Source organism: Pedobacter montanisoli (assembly GCF_022809115.1).
In the GTDB taxonomy this organism is placed as follows: domain Bacteria; phylum Bacteroidota; class Bacteroidia; order Sphingobacteriales; family Sphingobacteriaceae; genus Pedobacter; species Pedobacter montanisoli.
Map to the genome: position 1 here is coordinate 867,438 of NZ_JALGBH010000002.1, position 20,074 is coordinate 887,511.

The 20,074-nt window shown below is 36.0% G+C and carries 15 protein-coding genes and 1 riboswitch; of the genes, 6 read left to right on the plus strand and 9 right to left on the minus strand.

Annotated elements, in window-relative coordinates; all coding sequences use genetic code 11:
• The first annotated feature begins 286 nt into the window (after positions 1-286).
• Positions 287-2,467, plus strand: a complete 2,181-nt coding sequence (locus MMF97_RS11580; RefSeq protein WP_243362504.1) for an FUSC family protein — start codon at positions 287-289, stop codon at positions 2,465-2,467.
• A 117-nt stretch (positions 2,468-2,584) separates the two neighbouring features.
• On the opposite strand, the gene bioB is transcribed toward MMF97_RS11580, so the two are convergent.
• The 5 genes from bioB to MMF97_RS11605 all read right to left on the minus strand — a co-directional run bounded on the left by bioB (position 2,585) and on the right by MMF97_RS11605 (position 8,900).
• A complete protein-coding gene (gene bioB, locus MMF97_RS11585) occupies positions 2,585-3,589 on the minus strand; it encodes a biotin synthase BioB (RefSeq protein ID WP_243362505.1) in 1,005 nt (334 codons plus the stop codon).
• Positions 3,590-3,938: 349 nt separating this feature from the next.
• On the minus strand, positions 3,939-4,832 hold the full coding sequence (hemF, locus tag MMF97_RS11590; protein WP_243362506.1) for an oxygen-dependent coproporphyrinogen oxidase: 894 nt from the start codon (positions 4,830-4,832) through the stop codon (positions 3,939-3,941).
• Positions 4,833-4,919: 87 nt separating this feature from the next.
• The gene (locus MMF97_RS11595; RefSeq protein ID WP_243362507.1) at positions 4,920-6,143 is read right to left on the minus strand and encodes an MFS transporter; all 1,224 of its coding nucleotides are present in this window, start codon (positions 6,141-6,143) and stop codon (positions 4,920-4,922) included.
• A 108-nt stretch (positions 6,144-6,251) separates the two neighbouring features.
• Complete coding sequence (lysA, locus tag MMF97_RS11600; RefSeq protein ID WP_243362508.1) at positions 6,252-7,409, minus strand: diaminopimelate decarboxylase; 1,158 nt, start codon at positions 7,407-7,409, stop codon at positions 6,252-6,254.
• A 180-nt stretch (positions 7,410-7,589) separates the two neighbouring features.
• Positions 7,590-8,900, minus strand: coding sequence for an aspartate kinase (locus tag MMF97_RS11605; protein ID WP_243362509.1), 1,311 nt, complete (start codon positions 8,898-8,900; stop codon positions 7,590-7,592).
• A 174-nt stretch (positions 8,901-9,074) separates the two neighbouring features.
• Between MMF97_RS11605 and MMF97_RS11610 the strand changes: the two genes are divergently transcribed.
• On the plus strand, positions 9,075-10,808 hold the full coding sequence (locus tag MMF97_RS11610) for a phospho-sugar mutase (RefSeq protein ID WP_243362510.1): 1,734 nt from the start codon (positions 9,075-9,077) through the stop codon (positions 10,806-10,808).
• Positions 10,809-11,288: 480 nt separating this feature from the next.
• On the opposite strand, the gene MMF97_RS11615 is transcribed toward MMF97_RS11610, so the two are convergent.
• The 4 genes from MMF97_RS11615 to MMF97_RS11630 all read right to left on the minus strand — a co-directional run bounded on the left by MMF97_RS11615 (position 11,289) and on the right by MMF97_RS11630 (position 14,511).
• Positions 11,289-12,014: a menaquinone biosynthetic enzyme MqnA/MqnD family protein gene (locus MMF97_RS11615; protein WP_243362511.1), complete on the minus strand. Its 726-nt coding sequence runs from the start codon at positions 12,012-12,014 to the stop codon at positions 11,289-11,291.
• Positions 12,007-12,633 (minus strand): histidine phosphatase family protein, encoded by a 627-nt coding sequence (locus tag MMF97_RS11620; protein WP_243362512.1) that lies wholly within the window; start codon positions 12,631-12,633, stop codon positions 12,007-12,009. Before MMF97_RS11620 ends, MMF97_RS11615 begins: the two co-directional genes overlap by 8 nt.
• A 55-nt stretch (positions 12,634-12,688) precedes the next feature.
• The gene (gene mqnE, locus MMF97_RS11625; RefSeq protein WP_243362514.1) at positions 12,689-13,873 is read right to left on the minus strand and encodes an aminofutalosine synthase MqnE; all 1,185 of its coding nucleotides are present in this window, start codon (positions 13,871-13,873) and stop codon (positions 12,689-12,691) included.
• A 143-nt stretch (positions 13,874-14,016) separates the two neighbouring features.
• Positions 14,017-14,511 carry a lipocalin family protein gene (locus tag MMF97_RS11630; protein WP_243362516.1) on the minus strand — a complete coding sequence of 165 codons (495 nt, stop codon included), beginning with the start codon at positions 14,509-14,511 and terminating at the stop codon, positions 14,017-14,019.
• Positions 14,512-14,686: 175 nt separating this feature from the next.
• Between MMF97_RS11630 and MMF97_RS11635 the strand changes: the two genes are divergently transcribed.
• The 4 genes from MMF97_RS11635 to MMF97_RS11650 all read left to right on the plus strand — a co-directional run bounded on the left by MMF97_RS11635 (position 14,687) and on the right by MMF97_RS11650 (position 19,987).
• The gene (locus MMF97_RS11635; protein ID WP_243362518.1) at positions 14,687-15,808 is read left to right on the plus strand and encodes a trans-sulfuration enzyme family protein; all 1,122 of its coding nucleotides are present in this window, start codon (positions 14,687-14,689) and stop codon (positions 15,806-15,808) included.
• 169 nt (positions 15,809-15,977) lie between these two features.
• A riboswitch (SAM riboswitch) is annotated at positions 15,978-16,088 on the plus strand.
• A gap of 260 nt (positions 16,089-16,348) precedes the next feature.
• Positions 16,349-17,650: an O-acetylhomoserine aminocarboxypropyltransferase/cysteine synthase family protein gene (locus tag MMF97_RS11640; protein ID WP_243362520.1), complete on the plus strand. Its 1,302-nt coding sequence runs from the start codon at positions 16,349-16,351 to the stop codon at positions 17,648-17,650.
• A 24-nt stretch (positions 17,651-17,674) separates the two neighbouring features.
• On the plus strand, positions 17,675-18,733 hold the full coding sequence (locus tag MMF97_RS11645) for a homoserine O-acetyltransferase family protein (RefSeq protein ID WP_243362521.1): 1,059 nt from the start codon (positions 17,675-17,677) through the stop codon (positions 18,731-18,733).
• A gap of 12 nt (positions 18,734-18,745) precedes the next feature.
• A complete protein-coding gene (locus tag MMF97_RS11650; protein ID WP_243362523.1) occupies positions 18,746-19,987 on the plus strand; it encodes a homoserine dehydrogenase in 1,242 nt (413 codons plus the stop codon).
• Positions 19,988-20,074: the final 87 nt, after the last annotated feature.

The following is a 20,074-nucleotide window of genomic DNA, read 5'->3' on the forward strand; positions in this document are numbered from 1 at the left end:
GTTAGGTTAGCTAGGATTATTTGTCAAGAAAATGAGTTAATTTTTACTAACAATTTATGAACCAATGAATTGTGTTTTATAAACATATTTAAACAGCTAATTTCTTTTAAATTGGCTTAAAAAATGAGATTATTCTATTTTATACTAAGTTATTAACATTCAGGTTTTTAACAAAAAAATCTAATAATAGACATTTTTCAATTTTTAAATTTCTCAAAAAAATAAAAAGATGTTGCAAACTTTAATTTGTTATGCTTGTAGAATGATATAAATATTAGATTTGTGTATGCTCAACAGGCCTATCAGAAATACGCAGGATTTTTTATTAAGCAATTACTTTGTAGAAGGTTTGCGTATAACCTTTGGGGTGATCTGTCCGCCTTTAATTTTGGCACATTTTGGTATGCTGCAATATGGCATGACCTTATCATTAGGTGCTATTTGTGTAAGTATTGTTGATACACCCGGCCCAATGCACCACAGGCGTAATGCTATGCTAATTACCATAGCATTGTTATTCATCGTATCCATAATTGTGGGGCTAACCAATAAAAACGTCATTTTTACGGGGGTAATTCTCGTTATTTTCAGTTTTATTTTTTCCATGTTCCTGCTATTTGGCAACAGAGCGTCTGCAATAGGTGTTGCGGTCTTACTGGTCATGGTATTGAGCATAGACGATATCCGACCCTGGAACGAAGTTTTATTATCAGCAGGATTGGTATTGTGTGGAGGTGTGTGGTATGCCATCTTAAGCTATGCCATTTATAGAATAAGACCTTACCGACTGGCACAGCAGGTATTGAGCGATTCTATTTTGCAGGTAGCAGAATTCTTAAGGGCTAAAGCCAAGTTTTATGAAGAAAAAGTTAATTACGATAAGAATTTCAAAGCTTTGGTGCAATTACAGGTAGATGTAAGTCAGAAGCAGGATGAAGTGCGTGAGGTATTGTTCCGTACCCGCGAAATTGTAAAAGAATCTACTCCTCAGGGCAGGTTTTTATTGGTTGTATTTACCGATATGGTAGATCTTTTTGAGCAGGTAATGTCAACCTATTATAATTACAAACAGTTACATGATCAGTTTGATAAGGCGGGTATCCTTTATAGATACAAGCTGATCATCAATAAGATTTCTTATGCTTTAGATGATATTGCTTTTGCTTTGAAAACCGGGGGCACTCCTATCATATCTAATACACTGGATAAAGACCTGCTTAGTTTAAAAGACGAAATAGGCAAATTAGAACAGGCAGAATCAGCACAATACAATGCACTCGGTATTATTGCTTTGAAGAATATAGAGGTTAATATTGAAAATATCGTTCAGCGAGTTAAAAATATTGTGAGTTATTTCAATAAAAAAGAGCGTAGCAAGATCAAAAACGGCGATGTTGATGTAGCAAAATTTGTAAATAAGCAACAGATTGACCTTAAGATCCTGATTGATAATTTAAACTTTAAATCGGCTGTTTTCCGCCATTCATTAAGGGTTTCTATTGTAATGTTGGTGGGTTATATTGCAGCTAAAAGCCTTGCCTTTTCACATAGTTACTGGATTTTACTGACCATATTGGTGATTTCAAAACCGGGATTTTCTTTAACTAAAGAAAGAAATTACCACCGTATTATAGGAACAGTAATCGGTGCTTTTATTGGAATGGGGATTTTACACTTTGTAAGTGATAAGAACACGCTATTTTTTATCCTGATTGTTTTCATGATCGGCGCATATAGTTTCCAGCGTAAAAACTACGTAATCAGCGTGTTGTTCATGACCCCTTATATTCTTATTATGTTTGATTTCTTAGGTTTGGGTACAATGGCTGTGGCAAGAGAAAGGATATACGATACGTTGATCGGTTCGGGAATTGCCTTTACAGCAAGTTACCTGTTGTTCCCTAACTGGGAAAAAGAAAAGCTGAAAGAAGCGATGGTAAATACGCTAAAATCTAATGCAGAGTACTTTAGACAGGTCATCAGGCTTTATTTTGAGGACGAGAACGATATCACAAGCTATAAACTGGCGAGGAAAGATATTTTTATCAATTCATCCAATTTATCTTCCTTGTTTCAACGTATGTTCTCAGAACCGAAGAGCAAACAGATTTATATTAAAGAATTGCACCAATTTACGGTATTAAATCACCTGCTCACTTCTTATGTGGCTAGTTTAGCATTGTACATAAAGGAACATAACTTTATTAGCGTTAATCCGGATAGTTTAAAACTCATTGCCGATCATACCACTTTTCTTTTAAGCAGTTCGGTAGATAATTTATTCTATGATAAAGAAGGTATCAATAATGTGCAATTGATCCATCGTAAAAATAAAGAGGAGAATGTATTGCATGCCGATGTACATGAAAATACCACGACTATTATAGAAGAGCATTTTGATCTGATACAGAAAGTGGCTTACGATATTTATAAGATCACTGAAAAGATCAACGTTAAGAATTTTTAATAATAAGGGTGTTTAGTAGATTGAATGTCATTCCGTACTCGATACGGAATCTTTAATTAAAGATCCTGAAATAAATTCAGGATGACGGAAAAAATTAAACACCCTTATTTTTTGATTTTAAATAGCTTGTTCTTCTTGTTTAAGCATAAGTTGAGGTCTGCCATTTTTAAAGGCTTCTCTGGTTTTTAATCCCAATAATTCAAACATGGCTATATCCTCATTAAATGCAGGATTTGGCGTGGTTAATAATTTATCGCCTGCGAAGATAGAATTTGCACCTGCCATAAAGCAGAAAGCCTGTTCCAGAACGCTCATTTCGTTTCTTCCGGCAGATAAACGTACAACAGATTTAGGCATTACAATGCGTGCTGTAGCAATCATTCTTACCATATCCCATATAGGTACTCTCGGCTGATTTTCCAAAGGCGTGCCTTTTACGGGTACTAGTGCATTTACAGGTACTGATTCAGGGTGTTTAGGCATATTGGCTAAAGTTTGCAACATCGAAACTCTGTCTTCTACTGTTTCACCTAAACCAATGATACCACCACTACATACCGTTAATTTAGCTTTTCTCACGTTTTTGATGGTATTTAAACGATCATCGTAGGTACGTGTAGAAATAATTCTTTTATAATCGTCTTCAGAAGTATCCAGATTATGGTTATAAGCGTATAAACCGGCATCAGCTAAGCGCTGTGCCTGATCTTCGGTTAGCATACCTAAGGTACAGCATACTTCCATATCCATGTCGTTAACAGCTTTAACCATTTCAATTACTTTGTCAAAGTCACGGTTATCGCGTACTTCACGCCATGCAGCTCCCATACATAAACGTGAGGCGCCACCTTCTTTAGCTTTAACGGCTGCTGTAACCACATCAGGTAGTTTCATTAAGGCATGTACATCAACATCGGTATTGTAACGGGCAGCTTGTGGGCAATAAGAACAGTCTTCTGAACAGCCTCCGGTTTTAATAGATATGAGTGAACTGATTTGAACTTCGTTATAGTCTTTATTTTCACGATGAATACTTGCTGCTTCGTAAACCAGGTCTAATAAAGGTTTATGGTAAATAGCTGCAATTTCTTCTTTTGTCCAATCGTGTTTTAACTTTTGCATATATCTTAATAAGGGAATATTTGTATCTGCAAATGTGGTAATAATTATTGAACATGCAATAAACAGTTTAAAGTTAAAAGTAGAAAGTTTAAAGTCTCATTTCTCATATCTAACATCTCAAATCTAGCTACTCAGGTCTAATAAAGGTTTATGGTAAATAGCTGCAATTTCTTCTTTTGTCCAATCGTGTTTTAACTTTTGCATATATCTTAATAAGGGAATATTTGTATCTGCAAATGTGGTAATAATTATTGAACATGCAATAAACAGTTTAAAGTTAAAAGTAGAAAGTTTAAAGTCTCATTTCTCATATCTAACATCTCAAATCTAGCTACTAATATCTCAAAATTTACACCCAATTAATGTCTTTTTTCAACAGGCTTAAGGTAGCTTCTTCTTCGCTGCCTTCCAGTACTTTTGGATTATAGTTCCATTTTGCAGTTGGCGGAAGGCTCATTAAAATACTCTCTATGCGTCCGTTGGTCTCCAAGCCAAATTTAGTACCTGAATCATATACAAGATTGAATTCTGCATACCTGCTCCTGCGTAGGTATTGCCATTCTTTATGAGGTGCAGTATATTCTTTATCTCTGTTTCTGTCTATTAATTCGGTATAAATAGGTAAGAAAGAGTTGCCTACTTCTATTGAAAAATCTAAGATCTGATCAAAATTAAGCCCGGTGTTATCAGGTCTTAAGCGATCATAAAATATGCCACCTACTCCCCTTGTTTCATCACGGTGTTTAATGAAAAAATAGTTATCGGCCTGGGTTTTAAATTTCTGGTAAAAATCGGGGCTAAACTTATCGCAAGCCTGTTTTAATCTGTGGTGAAAGAAACGGGCATCTGTAGGGATTACATAATGCGGAGTTAAATCTATGCCACCACCAAACCAACGGGTTTGCTCATCCATTTCAAAATACCGGATGTTCATATGGATAATAGGCACGAATGGATTTTCAGGGTGGATTACAATAGATACACCTGTGGCGAAGAACTCATCATTTTCTACTTTAAATGCTTTCTTTACACTCTCCGGTAACTTGCCAAATACAGCAGAAAAATTTACACCTCCTTTTTCTATTACTGCACCGTGCTGTATTACCCGGGTTCTTCCTCCGCCTCCGCCTTCTCTTTCCCAAAGTTCTTCTTCAAATTTAGATTTGCCATCAGCAAGCTCTAATCCTTCACAAATGCTATCCTGAATTTGTTTGTACGCGGCAGCTACTTTATCCTTAAACATGACTATAAATTATGCTATCAAAGTTACGCTAAATAAAAAGGGATCGGTTCTAATAAATATAGATAGTACATTGACTTGACATAAAGCCTATTCTTCGATATAATCAAGGTCTTTGAGAAAGGTTTCCTGTAATTGACTTACGGCAAATAAAGCTATTACAACGCAGATAAAGCCTACAATTAATGCACTGTTTAAAATACCCACTTGATCTTTAAAGAATTGGAATGAAAGTGTAATGGCGATGAGCGAACCTCTTATAAAATTGGGTACGGTGGTGGTAACCGTTGCACGCAGATTGGTGCCAAACTGCTCTGAAGCTATGGTTACAAAGGTAGCCCAATAACCCGAAGCAAATCCCAGTAACAAGCTTAATCCTATAAATTTTTCTGGCGTTAAACCATCAGAATTAAGGTATATGACAATTGAAATGGCTGTTAATGTTAAAAAGATATACATGACTTTTTTACGAGATTTTAGAATCTGCGCAATAAAAGCTGCCACAATATCGCCTATGGAAATACCGATGTAACAATACATGATCCCCTTGCCCGCATTTAAAACTCCGTTTGCGTTCATGGCTTTTCCAATCTCAGGCGAAAAAGTAATCAGCACACCTACTACAAACCATAAAGGCAGCCCAATTAAAATGCAGTAAAGGTATTTCTTGAAACGGGCACCATTGTTAAATAACATCCAGATGTTGCCTCTTTGTATATTATTTTCTTTTGCTTCTTTAAATAAACCTGATTCTACCAAGCCAACTCGCATCAACAATAAAGCTAAGCCCATTCCTCCACCAATAAAATAGCTGGTTTGCCAGGTATATTTATCAGCGATTAATGCAGCCACTACTGCGCCCATTAAACCTACCGCTGCCACCACCATGGTACCATAGCCCCGGTATTTTTTACTCATGGTTTCGGTTACCAAAGTAATACCTGCTCCCAATTCGCCCGCAAGCCCTACTCCGGCTATAAATCTGATAATGATATAACTGTTTACATCTGTAACGAAGCCGTTGGCTATATTGGCAAGTGAGTAAGTGATGATGGAGCCAAACAAAACACTCAATCGACCTTTTTTATCACCCAGTATGCCCCATAAAATACCGCCTAACAGCATACCGAACATTTGACTGTTGATAATGCTCGCACCTACTCTGAGCATATCTGCATCGGGTACGTTTAAATCTTTAAGGCTCTTTACACGTACAACAGAAAACAATATAAGGTCGTAAATATCAACGAAATAGCCTAATGAAGCTACAATAATAATTAAAGCAGTGTTTTTATTCGATTGAAGGGTTTTCATTTAGTTGGTTTGGTTGTTTTAGGTTTGTTTGCGCAACAAAAAAGCCATATTGCATGCATATGGCTTGTATAAAGTTAAAAAAATGTTGATTTTATTATTTACATTTTTTTAAAAATCCTGAGCAGTATAAGATCTGATGTCTTCTCTAAGGTTGTAATGAGAAGCCATCACTTCGCCGTAAGCTCCCGTACTTCTGATGGCAAATACATCATTTCTATGGGTTTCTGGTAATAAAACTTCTTTGCCAAAGCAATCGGTACTTTCACATATAGGTCCTACTATATCATATTTAACTGTAGCTGGCTCCTGCTTTTTGCTCAAATTTTCAATCTGGTGATAAGCCTGGTACAAAGCCGGACGCATAAGCTCAGTCATACCCGCATCTAAAACCACAAAGTTTTTCTTTTTACCATTTTTTACATACAAAACACGACTGATCAATGAAGCGCATTGGCCAACCAATGCTCTGCCGAGTTCAAAATGTACTTCCTGGTATGGTTTAACATCTAAGAAATCATTGAAAATTTTGAAATAAGCTTCAAAATCGGGTATCTGCTGATCGGGCTTGTGGTAATCTATACCTAATCCCCCCCCTACATTTAATACACCTACTTTAAAGCCCTTATCTTCAAACCAGCTTGCAAATTCATTTACACGTACACAAAGGTTTTTATATACGTCTAAATTGGTGATCTGCGAACCAATATGGAAATGAATGCCAATAAATTCAAGGTTAGCCGATTTTCTTAAGATTTCTGCACAGGCAAGCATATCCCACGAGTTAATCCCAAACTTGTTTTCATCCAAGCCAGTGGTGATATTGGCATGGGTATGCGCATCAACATTGGGGTTTATACGAATAGCTACTTTTGCTGTTTTTTGCTTTTGAGCTGCTAGCTCATTAATCACCTCTAGCTCTTGTAGTGATTCTACATTAAAACAAAATATATTGTGATCTAAAGCATAATTGATTTCTTTATCTGATTTACCTACGCCGGCAAAAACTACCTTATGATTTTCAAATCCTGATTCTATTGCTTTTCTTACTTCTCCGCCACTTACACAATCAGCACCTAATCCGGCTTGTCTGATTTCATTAATTACTTTATCATTAAAGTTGGCTTTCATGGCATAATGTACATGAAATTCATATTTATTGGCAGCATTTGTGCAGGTCTTGATGGTATTTTGCAACAATTCCAGATCGTAATAATAAAAAGGGGTTTCTAAATTCGAAAAATGTGCAATATCTTTATCGGAAAACATAATCTTGAAAATTTTACTCATCCTTTTTCTCATCTTCATGGCTGTGGTTTACTTGGGCAACTATGTAGATTTAACCCGTGGTAACATTAGCAGAAAAGAGTTCGAAAGAAGAATTCGTTTGTCTATTTTACTTTTTTTAATTGTGTTGTTTATCTATTTTTTCCTGAGGAAGAGATAAAGTTAAAAAATTCGGTTATGTAAACTTCTCAATACCTCTATTTTATCTTCGGTTCTTACCAGTAACGATATATTGTAATTACTACCGCCATAAGAAATCATCCGTACCGGAATATGTTTAATCGAATCTAAAACCTTGGCTGCATAACCATGTGTTTCGGCGTTAAAATCGCCTACAACACAAACTATGGTAAGATCTTTATCTATTTCTACAGACCCAAAGGCTTTAAGTTCGCTGGTAATTTCATCTAAATGATCTGTAACATCTATAGTTAAAGATACAGCAACCTCAGAGGTTGTGATCATGTCAATAGGTGTTTTATAACGTTCAAATATTTCAAATACTTTTCTTAAAAAACCATAAGCCAATAACATTCGGCTTGAATGGATTTTAATGGCAATGATACCGTCTTTAGCCGCAATAGATTTAATTTTACCGCTTTCGCTTTCGTTGCTGATCAAAGTACCAAAAGCTTCTGGTTCCATGGTATTTAATAAGCGTACAGGTATTTTGTATTTCTGTGCTGGGAATACAGACTGAGGGTGCAATATTTTAGCACCGAAATAAGCCAGCTCTGCAGCCTCATCAAATGAAAGCTGTGCAATAGGTTTGGTTCCTTTAACAATGCGTGGATCATTATTGTGCATACCGTCTATATCCGTCCAGATCTGTACTTCTTCAGCCAATATAGCTGCTCCTAATAAAGAAGCGGTATAATCACTTCCTCCACGACGTAGGTTGTCAATCTCGCCAAAGCTGTTCCTGCAAATATATCCCTGTGTAATGAAAAGATTATTGTTAGGATGTGCTTCAAGTAAAGGTGTTAAATGTATTGTGGTATAAGAAATAACAGGTTCATTATCCTCATCTATTTTCATGAAATCTAAAGCTGGTAATAATACAGAAGGTATATTGATAGATTTTAAATATACATGATATAAAGTAGTTGATAAAAGTTCTCCCTGTGCCAAAACAACTTTCTCTTCAATAGAAGTAAAGAGGTTATTTGCTAAATCAAGCAGGAAATTAAAATGGTAATCGACTACTTCTTGTCCTTGCTCTCTAAAATCACCTTCTGGCAACAGTTCAATTACAAATTCGTTGTACTTCTTGTACAAATGGTTAATAAGATCAATACCCTTCTTCTTATCTTCCTTTAGTAACGCAGTAGAAATTTCAACCAAACTGTTCGTTGTTCCAGATACAGCTGATAATACAACAATTTGACGCTCGTTTGTGTTTATAATATCGAGCAGTTTTTGCATGCGCTCGGGGCTACCAACCGAGGTGCCTCCAAATTTTAATATTTTCATTTTTAAAGTAAAGAATGGGTATTTTTATTAATATTGTAATCGGGGCGTGAAATTAAGTAAAAGCCTGCTAAAATCATCAGAATTAGCAAAATAAAGTATGGCCTGCATACTTATATATTATTTCAAACCGATTAAAATTTGTTGTTAAACTGATTTTGTGTAAAAAGATATCAAATGCAATTAGATCAATCTACTGAAACAAGGATAAATCAATGGTTAAACGGTAACTATGATTTAGACACCAAAAACCAAATAAAATCATTACTGGAAAAGAACGAAAACACTGAACTTACAGATGCTTTTTATAAAGATCTGGAGTTTGGTACGGGAGGATTGCGGGGCGTTATGGGCGTAGGCTCTAACCGCATTAATAAATATACCATAGGTACAGCAACCCAGGGCTTATCTAATTATTTATTGAAAAAATATCCTGAACAAAAAATCAGCGTAGCCATTTCTCATGATAGCAGAAACAATTCTGATTATTTTGCACAGATTACTGCCGATGTATTTTCTGCAAATGGTATAGAAGTACATTTCTTTACGGCTTTAAGACCTACTCCCCTGTTGTCTTTTACTATAAGACAGCTTGGATGTAAAAGTGGTGTGATGTTAACCGCATCTCACAATCCCAAAGAATATAACGGTTACAAAGCTTATGGCGAAGATGGTGGACAGTTTACTTCTCCTGATGATAAGCTTGTGATGGCCGAAGTAGCTGCCATTAAATCTATTGACGAGGTAAAGTTTGACAGAAATGATGCTAACATCAAATTTATAAACGAAGAAATGGATAATTTGTATATCGATAAGATTACCAAGTTATCTGTTTCACAAGATGCCATTAAACGTCAGAAAGACCTGAAAATAGTTTATTCACCTATTCACGGAACAGGGATTACTTTAGTACCTAAAGCTTTGCAAAGCTTTGGCTTTACCAATGTGAACATTGTGGAAGAACAAAGTAAACCTGATGGTGATTTCCCTACAGTAATTTACCCTAACCCTGAAGAAAAAGAAGCCATGACTTTAGCTATGAATAAAGCTAAAGCAATAGATGCCGATCTAGTATTGGCTACCGATCCGGATGCTGACCGTGTGGGTATAGCTGTTAAAAATAATAAAGGCGAGTTTGTTTTACTGAATGGTAATCAGACTGGAAGCTTGCTGATCAATTATATACTTACTGCATGGCAGGAAAAAGGAAAACTGACGGGTAACGAATATGTGATTTCTACCGTAGTAACCACAGGATTGATTGAGGCTATTTGTAAGAAAAAAGGTGTAGAATACTTCAGTACCTTAACTGGTTTTAAATGGATTGGTAGCTTAATGACCAGTCTTGAAGGCAAAAAGAAATTTATCGCTGGCGGCGAGGAAAGTTACGGCTATCTTATCGGTGATTTGGTGAGAGATAAAGACGCAATTGTTTCTTGTGCGTTTATAGCCGAAATGACTGCTTTTTATGCAGATAAAGGCAGTAGTTTATACCAAGCTATGATCAATATGTACCTAGAATATGGTATGTATAAAGAAGATCTAGTTTCTATTACCAGAAAAGGAAAATCGGGTGCTGAAGAGATCAAAGCAATGATGAATAAATTTAGAGAACATACTCCTTTAAGTCTTGGAGGTTCTAAAGTGATCAAGCTTAAAGACTACGAACTGGATAAAGAAACAGATTTAGTAAACGGACAGATAAATAGCTTAGGTTTTCCTAAATCGGATGTTTTACAATTTATAACCGAAGATGGTTACGTAGTATCTGCAAGACCAAGTGGTACAGAACCAAAAATAAAATTCTATTGCAGTGTTCAGGCTCCTTTAAATAAAGCAGAAGATTTTGAAGCTACTGAAGCTGGATTGAACAATACCATTAAACATATTATGACCGATCTTCAGGCTTAATAGGTTTAAAGTTGTCTATAAACTAAAAAAGACCCTGAGCTTGTTTCAGGGTCTTTTTTATGAGATGCTGAAAAAAGTTCAGCATGACGGAAGAGTGGTTTAATTTGAAGTGTCGTGGTTCAGCATGACAATAACATTATCGTCACTCTGAATTTATTTCAGAGTCTATCCCTGCAGGTTAGATGCTGAAACAGCTTGTCCCGAATTCAATCGGGAAGTTCAGCATGACGGTGACGAAAGAGATGAAAGTATGATGTAAAGAAATTATAAATTGTGTCAGGCTGAGCTTGTCGAAGTCAAACTTTGCAGGAACATTCATATTTCTGAAAGCTCAATGTAACAGCAGCGATTCGATAATTAGATGCTGAAACAGCTTGTCGCGAATTATCGGGAAGTTCAGCATGAAGGATCACTATTTTTCATCACCCCGAACTCGTTCCGGAGTCTACTCTATAAGTTATCGGAGCGAAGGAAATAATATTACAGTTCGGTAATTAACTTTAAGAACAAATCCTTGGCCTTAAGCTTTTCTTCGCTAAGCGTAAAATCGAGTTTATGCATCAAATAATCATGCAGATCTATACCCTTCTCAATGGGTAATTCACTAATCAGTTTTTCTCTGTGATTCAATCCCATGAGTAATGCCTTATCAAATTCTTTAACAAAACTTTCAGGAATCTGCTTGTTGGCCACCCAAGCCGCATACATAAAAGGTAAACCAGTAAAGTTCATCCATTCTTTGCCCATATCATAAGCAAAGGGATATGTAGTCTTTTTGCCAAAAGTTCTGTCGCCAATCAATACCAAAGCATCCGTATCTGCATTGGCATCTGTGGTAAACTCCACTTCTTTTTTAAAATGAAATTTCAATAAAACTTTTGCCAGGTTATTAGATGTTCTTGATTGCGGATCAAGTTTAACCGTACGTACTTCTTCTATCGGTAAATTTGAAAAGATGAATACAGAATCTACTGCTCCTACAGAACCAATGCAATAAGAACCAATGATATTTGCATTGGGTACAAATGGAATAGCAGCAACAGGTATTAATCCAATATCTACTTTATTATCAATAAGTTTTGCTGCACAATCTGAAGGAATATCTAAGCTTAAATCTATTTCGTTGATCAGTTCTGAATGCTGTAGGCCATATACAAATGGTTTACTATTGGTATAAGAAACTGATGATATTTTTATTTTATTCACGTATTTGACTAATTAAATGTTCGGTATTATTAAAATCGACAAGCGTAAATTGGCCATTTTCTGAAAGTTCGAGCCTATAAAGTGTCGTATTCTGATGAGGAAAATCGGCCATTTCTGCCAGAGGTTTATTGAGCAGGTAACACAAAAGGATACGCATTAACCTCCCATGTATACACATTAAAATGCATTTTTCTTCAGGATGACTTTTTATTTCTTCTATTGCAGGCTTTAAACGAAGCAACACCTCATTAGGGCTTTCTCCACCAGCAAATTTTGCATCGTAATTAGCAGATTGCCATTCTTCAGCTATTTTTTTAAATACTACAATAGATTCCGGAGTGCTCGGTTTGCCTTCCCACTCTCCCCATCCTAATTCATCTAAACCACTTAATTGTTGCCATGGAATACCCATATCTATAAATTGCTTTACAGTTTGGTGGGTTCTTTTTAATGAGGAAGTATAAATTTTATCGAAAGGAATAGATTTATACTGGTTAAAGAATGCAGCGGCCTGCAATCTTCCTGTTTCATTCAAATCAGAATTTATGCCACGTCCTTGTATAATTCCCTGCTTGTTCAGATCGGTTTCACCATGACGGATAATATAAAGTTCTTTCATTTAAGAAGATAGAATTGCTAATTGAATACCAATAAGTTTTGTCGAAAAACAGCGATTAGTTGACAACAGGTAATTTATAATAAGAAGGTTTATTGTCTTCTTCAAAAACTACATCTGTATAATCGGTAACCACGTTATAAAGCGTATCACGCTCAATAGGTTTGCGGTTAACATGTTTAATCAGATCTACCAGTTCTTTGGTACTCATGGCAGGTGTTTGCTCTTCGGCACCAGCCATTGAATAAATTTTGGTGGTATCATCTAAAGTACCATCAATATCATCTACCCCAAAGTTTAAGCTCAATTGTGCCGTTTCTCTACTGATCATAGCCCAGTAAGCTTTAATGTGATCAAAATTATCGAGATATATACGGGCAATAGCATAATTTCTAAGGTCTTCTATTACCGAAACCTCGGGCACGTGGCTCATCTGGTTATTCTGGTTGCGGAATTTGAGCGGGATAAATGCCTGGAAGCCTCCGGTTTTATCTTGCAACTGGCGTAACTGCTCCATATGATCTACTCTGTGCCAGAATTGTTCTATATGCCCATAAAGCATGGTGGCATTAGAACGCATGCCTAATTTATGCGCTTGTTCATGTATATCCAGCCATTGCTCTGCCGTACATTTATCGGCAGCAATCTGTTGTCTTATTTCAGGATGGAAAATTTCTGCACCACCACCAGGCATAGAATCTAAACCTGCTTCTTTGAGGTGCTTCATTCCGTCGTAATGTGATAATTTAGCCTTTTTAAAGATATAATAATATTCTACCGGAGTTAAGGCTTTAATATGCAGTTCAGGACGGTGTGCTTTTGCTCTTTTGAAAAATTCTGAATAAAACTCAAGATTTTGTTTTGGCACTACTCCACCTGTAATATGTACTTCAGTAACCGGTTCATTGTCATATTTTTTTAAGATGTCAATCATACCCTCAACATCCATTTCCCAGCCTTCTTCGCGTTGCTTGATCATACGGCTGTATGAACAGAACTTACAATCGTACACGCAAATATTGGTAGGCTCTATATGAAAATTACGGTTAAAATAGGTTCTGTCGCCATGCTTTTGCTCCCTGATGTAATTTGCAAGAATGCCAAGATAAGACAGTTCTGCTTTTTCATAGAGATAAACACCTTCATCAAAGGTAATACGCTCGTTGTTTTTTACTTTTTGCGCTATTGCTTTTAAGTTAGGATCTAAGCCGCTATTGCTGAGTAAAATATCTAATGTCTGCAATTTTTTAGAATTTTGATTAATGCAAAAGTACAATATTGAACATCATTTTCTTGTAAAAACAACAGCTAATTCATCAATGTGTACCCGAAATAAAAAAGGGCGCTATAAAAAGCACCCTCTTCTAACATATTTAATTATGATGATTATTTCATAGTTTTGTTAAACGTTAAAACAATATAAGCTGTTCTTCCACTATAATCAATAGGCGATTTTAGTACTAACATATCATTAGTTGAACTGCTTAACTGTAAACGGTAACCTTCTGTTACATTTTTAGCTTTATCACCTTCGTATAATTTTTTAAACTGGAAAGTTCCTTCTGCTGAATTCATAGACCAGAAAATGTTTTGTGTTTTTGCACTACAACTAGCGCTGTTAGGTAAACTATAGCTACCATTACCACTGTTTGTTAATACCCAGGTACTGCCTACAAAACATTTGTAAGAATTTTCACCTAAGAACGATCTAACGGCTACCTCAGGGATACCTTCAAAACTAACATTGTTTAATGTCCAGTTTCCATTTACATCACCTCTGCGTGCAGCAGTTGTACCTGATGTTGTTGTTTTTGGAGAGCAGCTCTGCATTACTACCAATGCTGTACAGAACAATGCGATTACTAAAAATAACTTTCTCATATCATTTCAATTTTGTTGTTTAATCTACGGCGTTATGATGTTTATACACCGTAATTATTTCAATAGTTAATTTATTTGCAAATGTATTAACATAAATCTTGCCATTTTGTGATATTTACACATTCAAAAAATTAGAATTGTTTCAAAAGCCTAAAAATAAATATTTTATATTGTTATGAAACCCGAGACCTTAGCCATACATGCTTCAGATGTAGCAAAAAGTAACACAGGTGATGTGATTATGCCCATTAGTTTATCCACAACTTTTTATCGTGGAGAAGATGGAGCTTATCCCGGAGGACATATGTACAGCAGGGTAAGTAATCCTAATCGTAGTGCTTTAGAAAAAGTATTGTCCAATCTTGAAAAAGGTAAGGATACCGCGGCTTTTGCTTCTGGAAACGTGGCGGGGATGACTATTTTTCAGGCATTAAAACCGGGCACACATATTATTGCTCCTGATGATATGTACTGGGGTTTTAAAAAACAACTGACTACTGTATTTGCACAAACCTTATCTTTCGATTTTATAGACCTGACTGATTTGGCGCTACTAAAATCAAAAATCAATGAAAATACAAAACTGATCTGGGTTGAAACACCTTCTAATCCTTTATTAAAAGTATGCGATATTGAAGAAATTTCTAAAATTGCTAAACAACACCAGATTAAGCTTGCGGTTGACAATACCTTTGCATCGCCTATCTTACAAAATCCAATTTTACAGGGTGCTGATATTGTAATGCACTCCACTACAAAATACATTGGTGGTCATAGTGACGTTTTAGGTGGAGCACTTACCACTGCAGAAATTGATGAATTTTGGGGCGATATTAAAAATATACAACAAACAGGTGGGGCTGTTCCCTCTCCTTTCGACTGCTTTTTGCTTTTAAGAAGTATCAAGACCCTGGCTTACCGCATTAAGGGGCATTGTGAAAATGCCCGTTTACTGGCAGCTTATTTACAACAGCACCCTAAAATTGAACAGGTATTTTATCCAGGTTTAGCCAGTCATCCACAGCATTATATTGCCAAGAAACAGATGAAAGATTTTGGAGGCATGCTTTCTATCTTGGTTAAAGGCGGCAGTAAACAAGCCAGACAAGTGGTAAACAATGTTCATCTATTTGCGCAAGCTACCAGTTTAGGGGGGGTTGAGAGTTTAATAGAGCATCGAGCATCGGTTGAAGGACCTGATACCAAAACACCACAAAATTTAATTCGGATATCTGTAGGATTAGAACATATTGATGATTTGATCAATGATCTTGATCAGGCTTTAGCTAAAATATAGGTTTAAAAAACTATCTAGAACTTGTTTTTAATTAAATTAATTTATTGACTTACAGATATTTAAAACAAAATCAAAATTTTATTTTGTATTTCAATTAAAAAGTACTGATATTTGAAACATCATTTGGTAATTATACCAAAGCCATAGTCAACAACCTGGTTAAGGTTTTGATTTATAAAGAAGTGGTGAGAGACAGGCTCTATGACCCACTGGCAACCCTCTAAAAGAGAAGGTGCCAAATCCTGACCAAGTTACATGGTGTAATTTGGAAATATAAATTGAATACAATGAAAACCGTAAATTCATTAAAATTAGAACTCAGAAAGCCAATTTTACTCCAAACGGGTAAAGCAACACTTTCAACTGTTATTACACGCAACACTTGTTGTAATATGCATCAGCATATGTGTATGTGCTTCGGCATGTATATGTTCTAAAAATCTTCCCTTTTGCTTTATCAATTTGGAAGGCCCTATAAGCTTAGGGTACGTGATGCTTTGTAAATAATATTTAGTTCTAAAATTTAATCATTTAACAACCATGTCAGAAAATTTAAGATTTGAAACACTGCAAGTACATGCAGGTCAAGATATAGATGCAACAACCGGATCAAGAGCTGTTCCAATTTACCAAACCTCTTCGTATGTATTTAATAACTCAGAACACGGAGCCAATTTGTTTGCGCTTAAAGAGTTTGGAAATATATACACTCGTATTATGAATCCTACGAGTGATGTTTTTGAAAAACGTGTGGCAGCGCTTGAGGGTGGTATTGCAGCTTTAGCTGTATCTTCAGGTCAGGCAGCGCAGTTTATCGCTTTAAATAATATTCTTCAGGCCGGAGATAATTTTATCTCATCATCTCATTTATACGGAGGAACATATAACCAGTTTAAAGTAGCTTTTAAACGTTTAGGTATTACCGTAAAATTTGCAGATGTAGATCAGCCTAACGATTTTGAAGAAAAAGTAGATGCCAATACCAAAGCTATTTATTTAGAAACAATAGGTAATCCTTCTTTCAGCATTGCAGACTTTGAAAAAATATCGGCTATTGCTAAAAAACACGATTTACCTTTAATAGTGGATAATACTTTTGGTGCGGCAGGTTACTTATTCCAACCTATTGCGCATGGGGCAAATGTAGTGGTACAATCTGCAACAAAATGGATCGGTGGGCACGGAACCAGTATTGGTGGTGTAATTGTAGATGCAGGCAATTATAATTGGGGCAATGGTAAGTTTCCGCAGTTTACAGAACCTTCAGAAGGTTATCATGGCTTAGTCTTTAATGATGTTTTTGGTCAGAATGGACCTTTTGGTAATATTCAGTTCATTATCCGGGCACGTGTTGAAGGATTAAGAGATTTTGGTCCTGCCCAGTCTCCTTTTAATTCATTTTTATTATTGCAGGGATTAGAAACTTTATCATTACGAGTACAGAGACACGTTGAAAATACGTTGGCTTTAGCTAAATGGTTAGAACAACATCCTTTAGTATCAAAAGTAAACTATCCGGGTCTTGAAAGTAGTCCTTACCATGCAAATGCCAAAAAATATTTGAAAAATGGTTTTGGTGCGGTTCTGTCTTTTGAATTGAAAGGCAGTAAAGAAAACGCTACAAAACTGGTAGATCATTTAAAATTGGTAAGCCACCTAGCTAATGTGGGTGATGCTAAAACACTGATCATCCAACCGTCTGCCACTACACACCAGCAATTGAGCGATCAAGAACAGGTTGAAGCAGGAGTTACCCCTAACCTACTTCGTGTATCGGTTGGTATAGAGCATATCGATGATATAAAAGCAGATTTTGAACAAGCCTTTAGCGCCCTTAACTAAAACTAAAATACCGGTAAAAAGACCATGAGTAATACGTTAATCTATAAATATCCTAAGATTTTTAAACTGGAAAATGGCAAAAAGCTGCGTAACCTTGAAATTGCCTACCAGACATACGGTAAATTGAATAGTGATAAAAGCAATGTAATATGGGTTTGTCATGCTTTAACTGCTAATGCCGATGTTTTTGACTGGTGGAAAGGTTTGTTTGGAAACAAGGCTTTGTTTAATCCTGATGAACATTTCATCGTTTGTGCAAACATCTTAGGATCTCATTATGGCACAACCAGCCCTTTGAGCATAAATCCTGTAAATGGCTTACCGTATTACTTGTCTTTTCCGGAGTTTACCATCAGAGATCTGAGTGCTTTGCATCAGCTTTTAGCCCAGCATTTGGGGATTACAAAGATCAATACCTTATTGGGCAGTTCATTAGGCGGGCAACAGGCTTTAGAATGGACTTTAGCGGCTCAAACAGAGATTGAGCATCTCATTTTGGTGGCAACCAATGCTGTTCATTCATCATGGGGTATTGCCTTTAACGAGAGTCAGCGCTTAGCCATTGCTGCAGATCGAACTTTTTTTGCCAATAAACCTGATGGAGGTCAGAAAGGTTTGGTAGCAGCAAGAAGCATGGCACTTTTATCTTATAGAACTTATGATGCTTATGCAGAAACGCAGGTAGAAAGCAATAACGATAAACTCAGAGATTTCAGAGCTGCCTCCTACCAGAGCTACCAGGGTGAAAAACTGATTAAAAGATTTAACGCTTATAGCTATTGGTATTTAACACGAGCTATGGATAGCCACAATGTTGGTCGTGGTCGTAAAAGCGTTACCGATGCTTTGCAACATGTAAAAGCCAAAACATTGGTTGTAGGAATTGAGAATGATTTCCTTTTCCCTTTAACCGAACAGGAGTTTTTGGCTAAGCACATACCTGATGCAGAATTAAGTGTGATTAAATGTGCCTACGGACATGATGGCTTTTTAATAGAAACAGATAAATTAACCAAAATCGTCGGAAATTTTTTGAAAGAGAATTCACGTAATAAAATTTTAAAACTACAACATATTGCCTGAGAAGATTAAGACATGAGCAAGAAATTAAAAATCGGAATATTTGGTTTTGGGGTGGTTGGACAAGGCCTTTATGATATTATAAAGAGCCAAAACCTAAACCTCGAAATTGTAAAATTCGCTATTAAGAATAAAGACAAGAAACGCAGTTTACCGGCAGAACTTTTCACTACAAATCATGATGAACTGCTGGATAATCCTGAAATTAACACCATTGTTGAACTGATTGATGATTCAGATGCAGCTTATAAAATAGCTAAGAAAGCATTAAGTACCGGAAAAAATGTGGTTTCTGCCAATAAAAAAATGATTGCCGCCCATCTGGAAGAACTGGTGAGTTTACAACAGCAATACGGAACATCACTTTTATATGAAGGCGCAGTATGCGGTAGTATTCCTATTATCAGAAATTTAGAAGAATATTATGATAACGAGCTGCTTCATGCCATAACTGGAATTTTTAATGGTTCTTCAAATTATATCTTGTCTAAGATATTTAATGAAGGTATTGGTTATGATATTGCGCTAAAACATGCACAAGAATTAGGTTTTGCAGAAACTGATCCTATATTGGATGTGGGAGGTTATGACCCTAAATTTAAGCTGACCATTGCCACAGCTCACGCTTATGGTCTGTTCATTAAACCTGAAGAGATACTAAATGTTGGTATACAGAACCTTAAAAATGAGGATATACAATATGCCAAAGAGAAAAATGTAAAAATAAAGCTGGTACCTACTGCACGTAAAATCAGTTCTAAACAGATCATTGCCTTTGTTTTACCAAAATTTGTTAAATCTGACGATTTCTTGTACAACGTTGAAAATGAATACAACGGCGTAACTGTACAAGCAGCTTTTGCAGACAAACAGTTTTTCTTTGGTAAAGGAGCCGGCGGACACCCAACCGGAGCTGCTGTATTGTCTGATATTGCAGCTTTAAGATATGATTATAAATACGAGTATAAAAAGTACCATCAGAAAAGTGGTTTAATTTATACAGACAAAGTTAGTCTTGAGGTTTACCTGCGTTACGAGCACGAGTACACTTTAGAAAAACTTAACATTACTGATATTTCAGAACGCTTTGCCCGTAATGATTACAAATATGTTATTGGTACAGTTACGCTAAAAAGCTTACTGGAAAACAATGAGCTGTTTCAAACAAAAGATGTGTTTATTGCACAAACCGGAAGAATCATTTATAGTACACAAAGCATAGAGGCTATAGCACAAGAAGAACTGTTAGTAAATTAAATTTATATTGTTTTGTTTTGACAGCCCTGATCTTAAAAGACAGGGCTGTTTTTTATTTATAGAATTCTTTAAAATAAAAAAGCTGCC

Coding starts and splice junctions, on each gene's coding strand:
- MMF97_RS11580 (WP_243362504.1), top strand. CDS start 287: ATGCTCAACAGGCCTATCAGAAATACGCAGGATTTTTTATTAAGCAAT.
- bioB (WP_243362505.1), bottom strand. CDS start 3,589: ATGCAAAAGTTAAAACACGATTGGACAAAAGAAGAAATTGCAGCTATT.
- hemF (WP_243362506.1), bottom strand. CDS start 4,832: ATGTTTAAGGATAAAGTAGCTGCCGCGTACAAACAAATTCAGGATAGC.
- MMF97_RS11595 (WP_243362507.1), bottom strand. CDS start 6,143: ATGAAAACCCTTCAATCGAATAAAAACACTGCTTTAATTATTATTGTA.
- lysA (WP_243362508.1), bottom strand. CDS start 7,409: ATGTTTTCCGATAAAGATATTGCACATTTTTCGAATTTAGAAACCCCT.
- MMF97_RS11605 (WP_243362509.1), bottom strand. CDS start 8,900: ATGAAAATATTAAAATTTGGAGGCACCTCGGTTGGTAGCCCCGAGCGC.
- MMF97_RS11610 (WP_243362510.1), top strand. CDS start 9,075: ATGCAATTAGATCAATCTACTGAAACAAGGATAAATCAATGGTTAAAC.
- MMF97_RS11620 (WP_243362512.1), bottom strand. CDS start 12,633: ATGAAAGAACTTTATATTATCCGTCATGGTGAAACCGATCTGAACAAG.
- MMF97_RS11630 (WP_243362516.1), bottom strand. CDS start 14,511: ATGAGAAAGTTATTTTTAGTAATCGCATTGTTCTGTACAGCATTGGTA.
- MMF97_RS11635 (WP_243362518.1), top strand. CDS start 14,687: ATGAAACCCGAGACCTTAGCCATACATGCTTCAGATGTAGCAAAAAGT.
- MMF97_RS11640 (WP_243362520.1), top strand. CDS start 16,349: ATGTCAGAAAATTTAAGATTTGAAACACTGCAAGTACATGCAGGTCAA.
- MMF97_RS11645 (WP_243362521.1), top strand. CDS start 17,675: ATGAGTAATACGTTAATCTATAAATATCCTAAGATTTTTAAACTGGAA.
- MMF97_RS11650 (WP_243362523.1), top strand. CDS start 18,746: ATGAGCAAGAAATTAAAAATCGGAATATTTGGTTTTGGGGTGGTTGGA.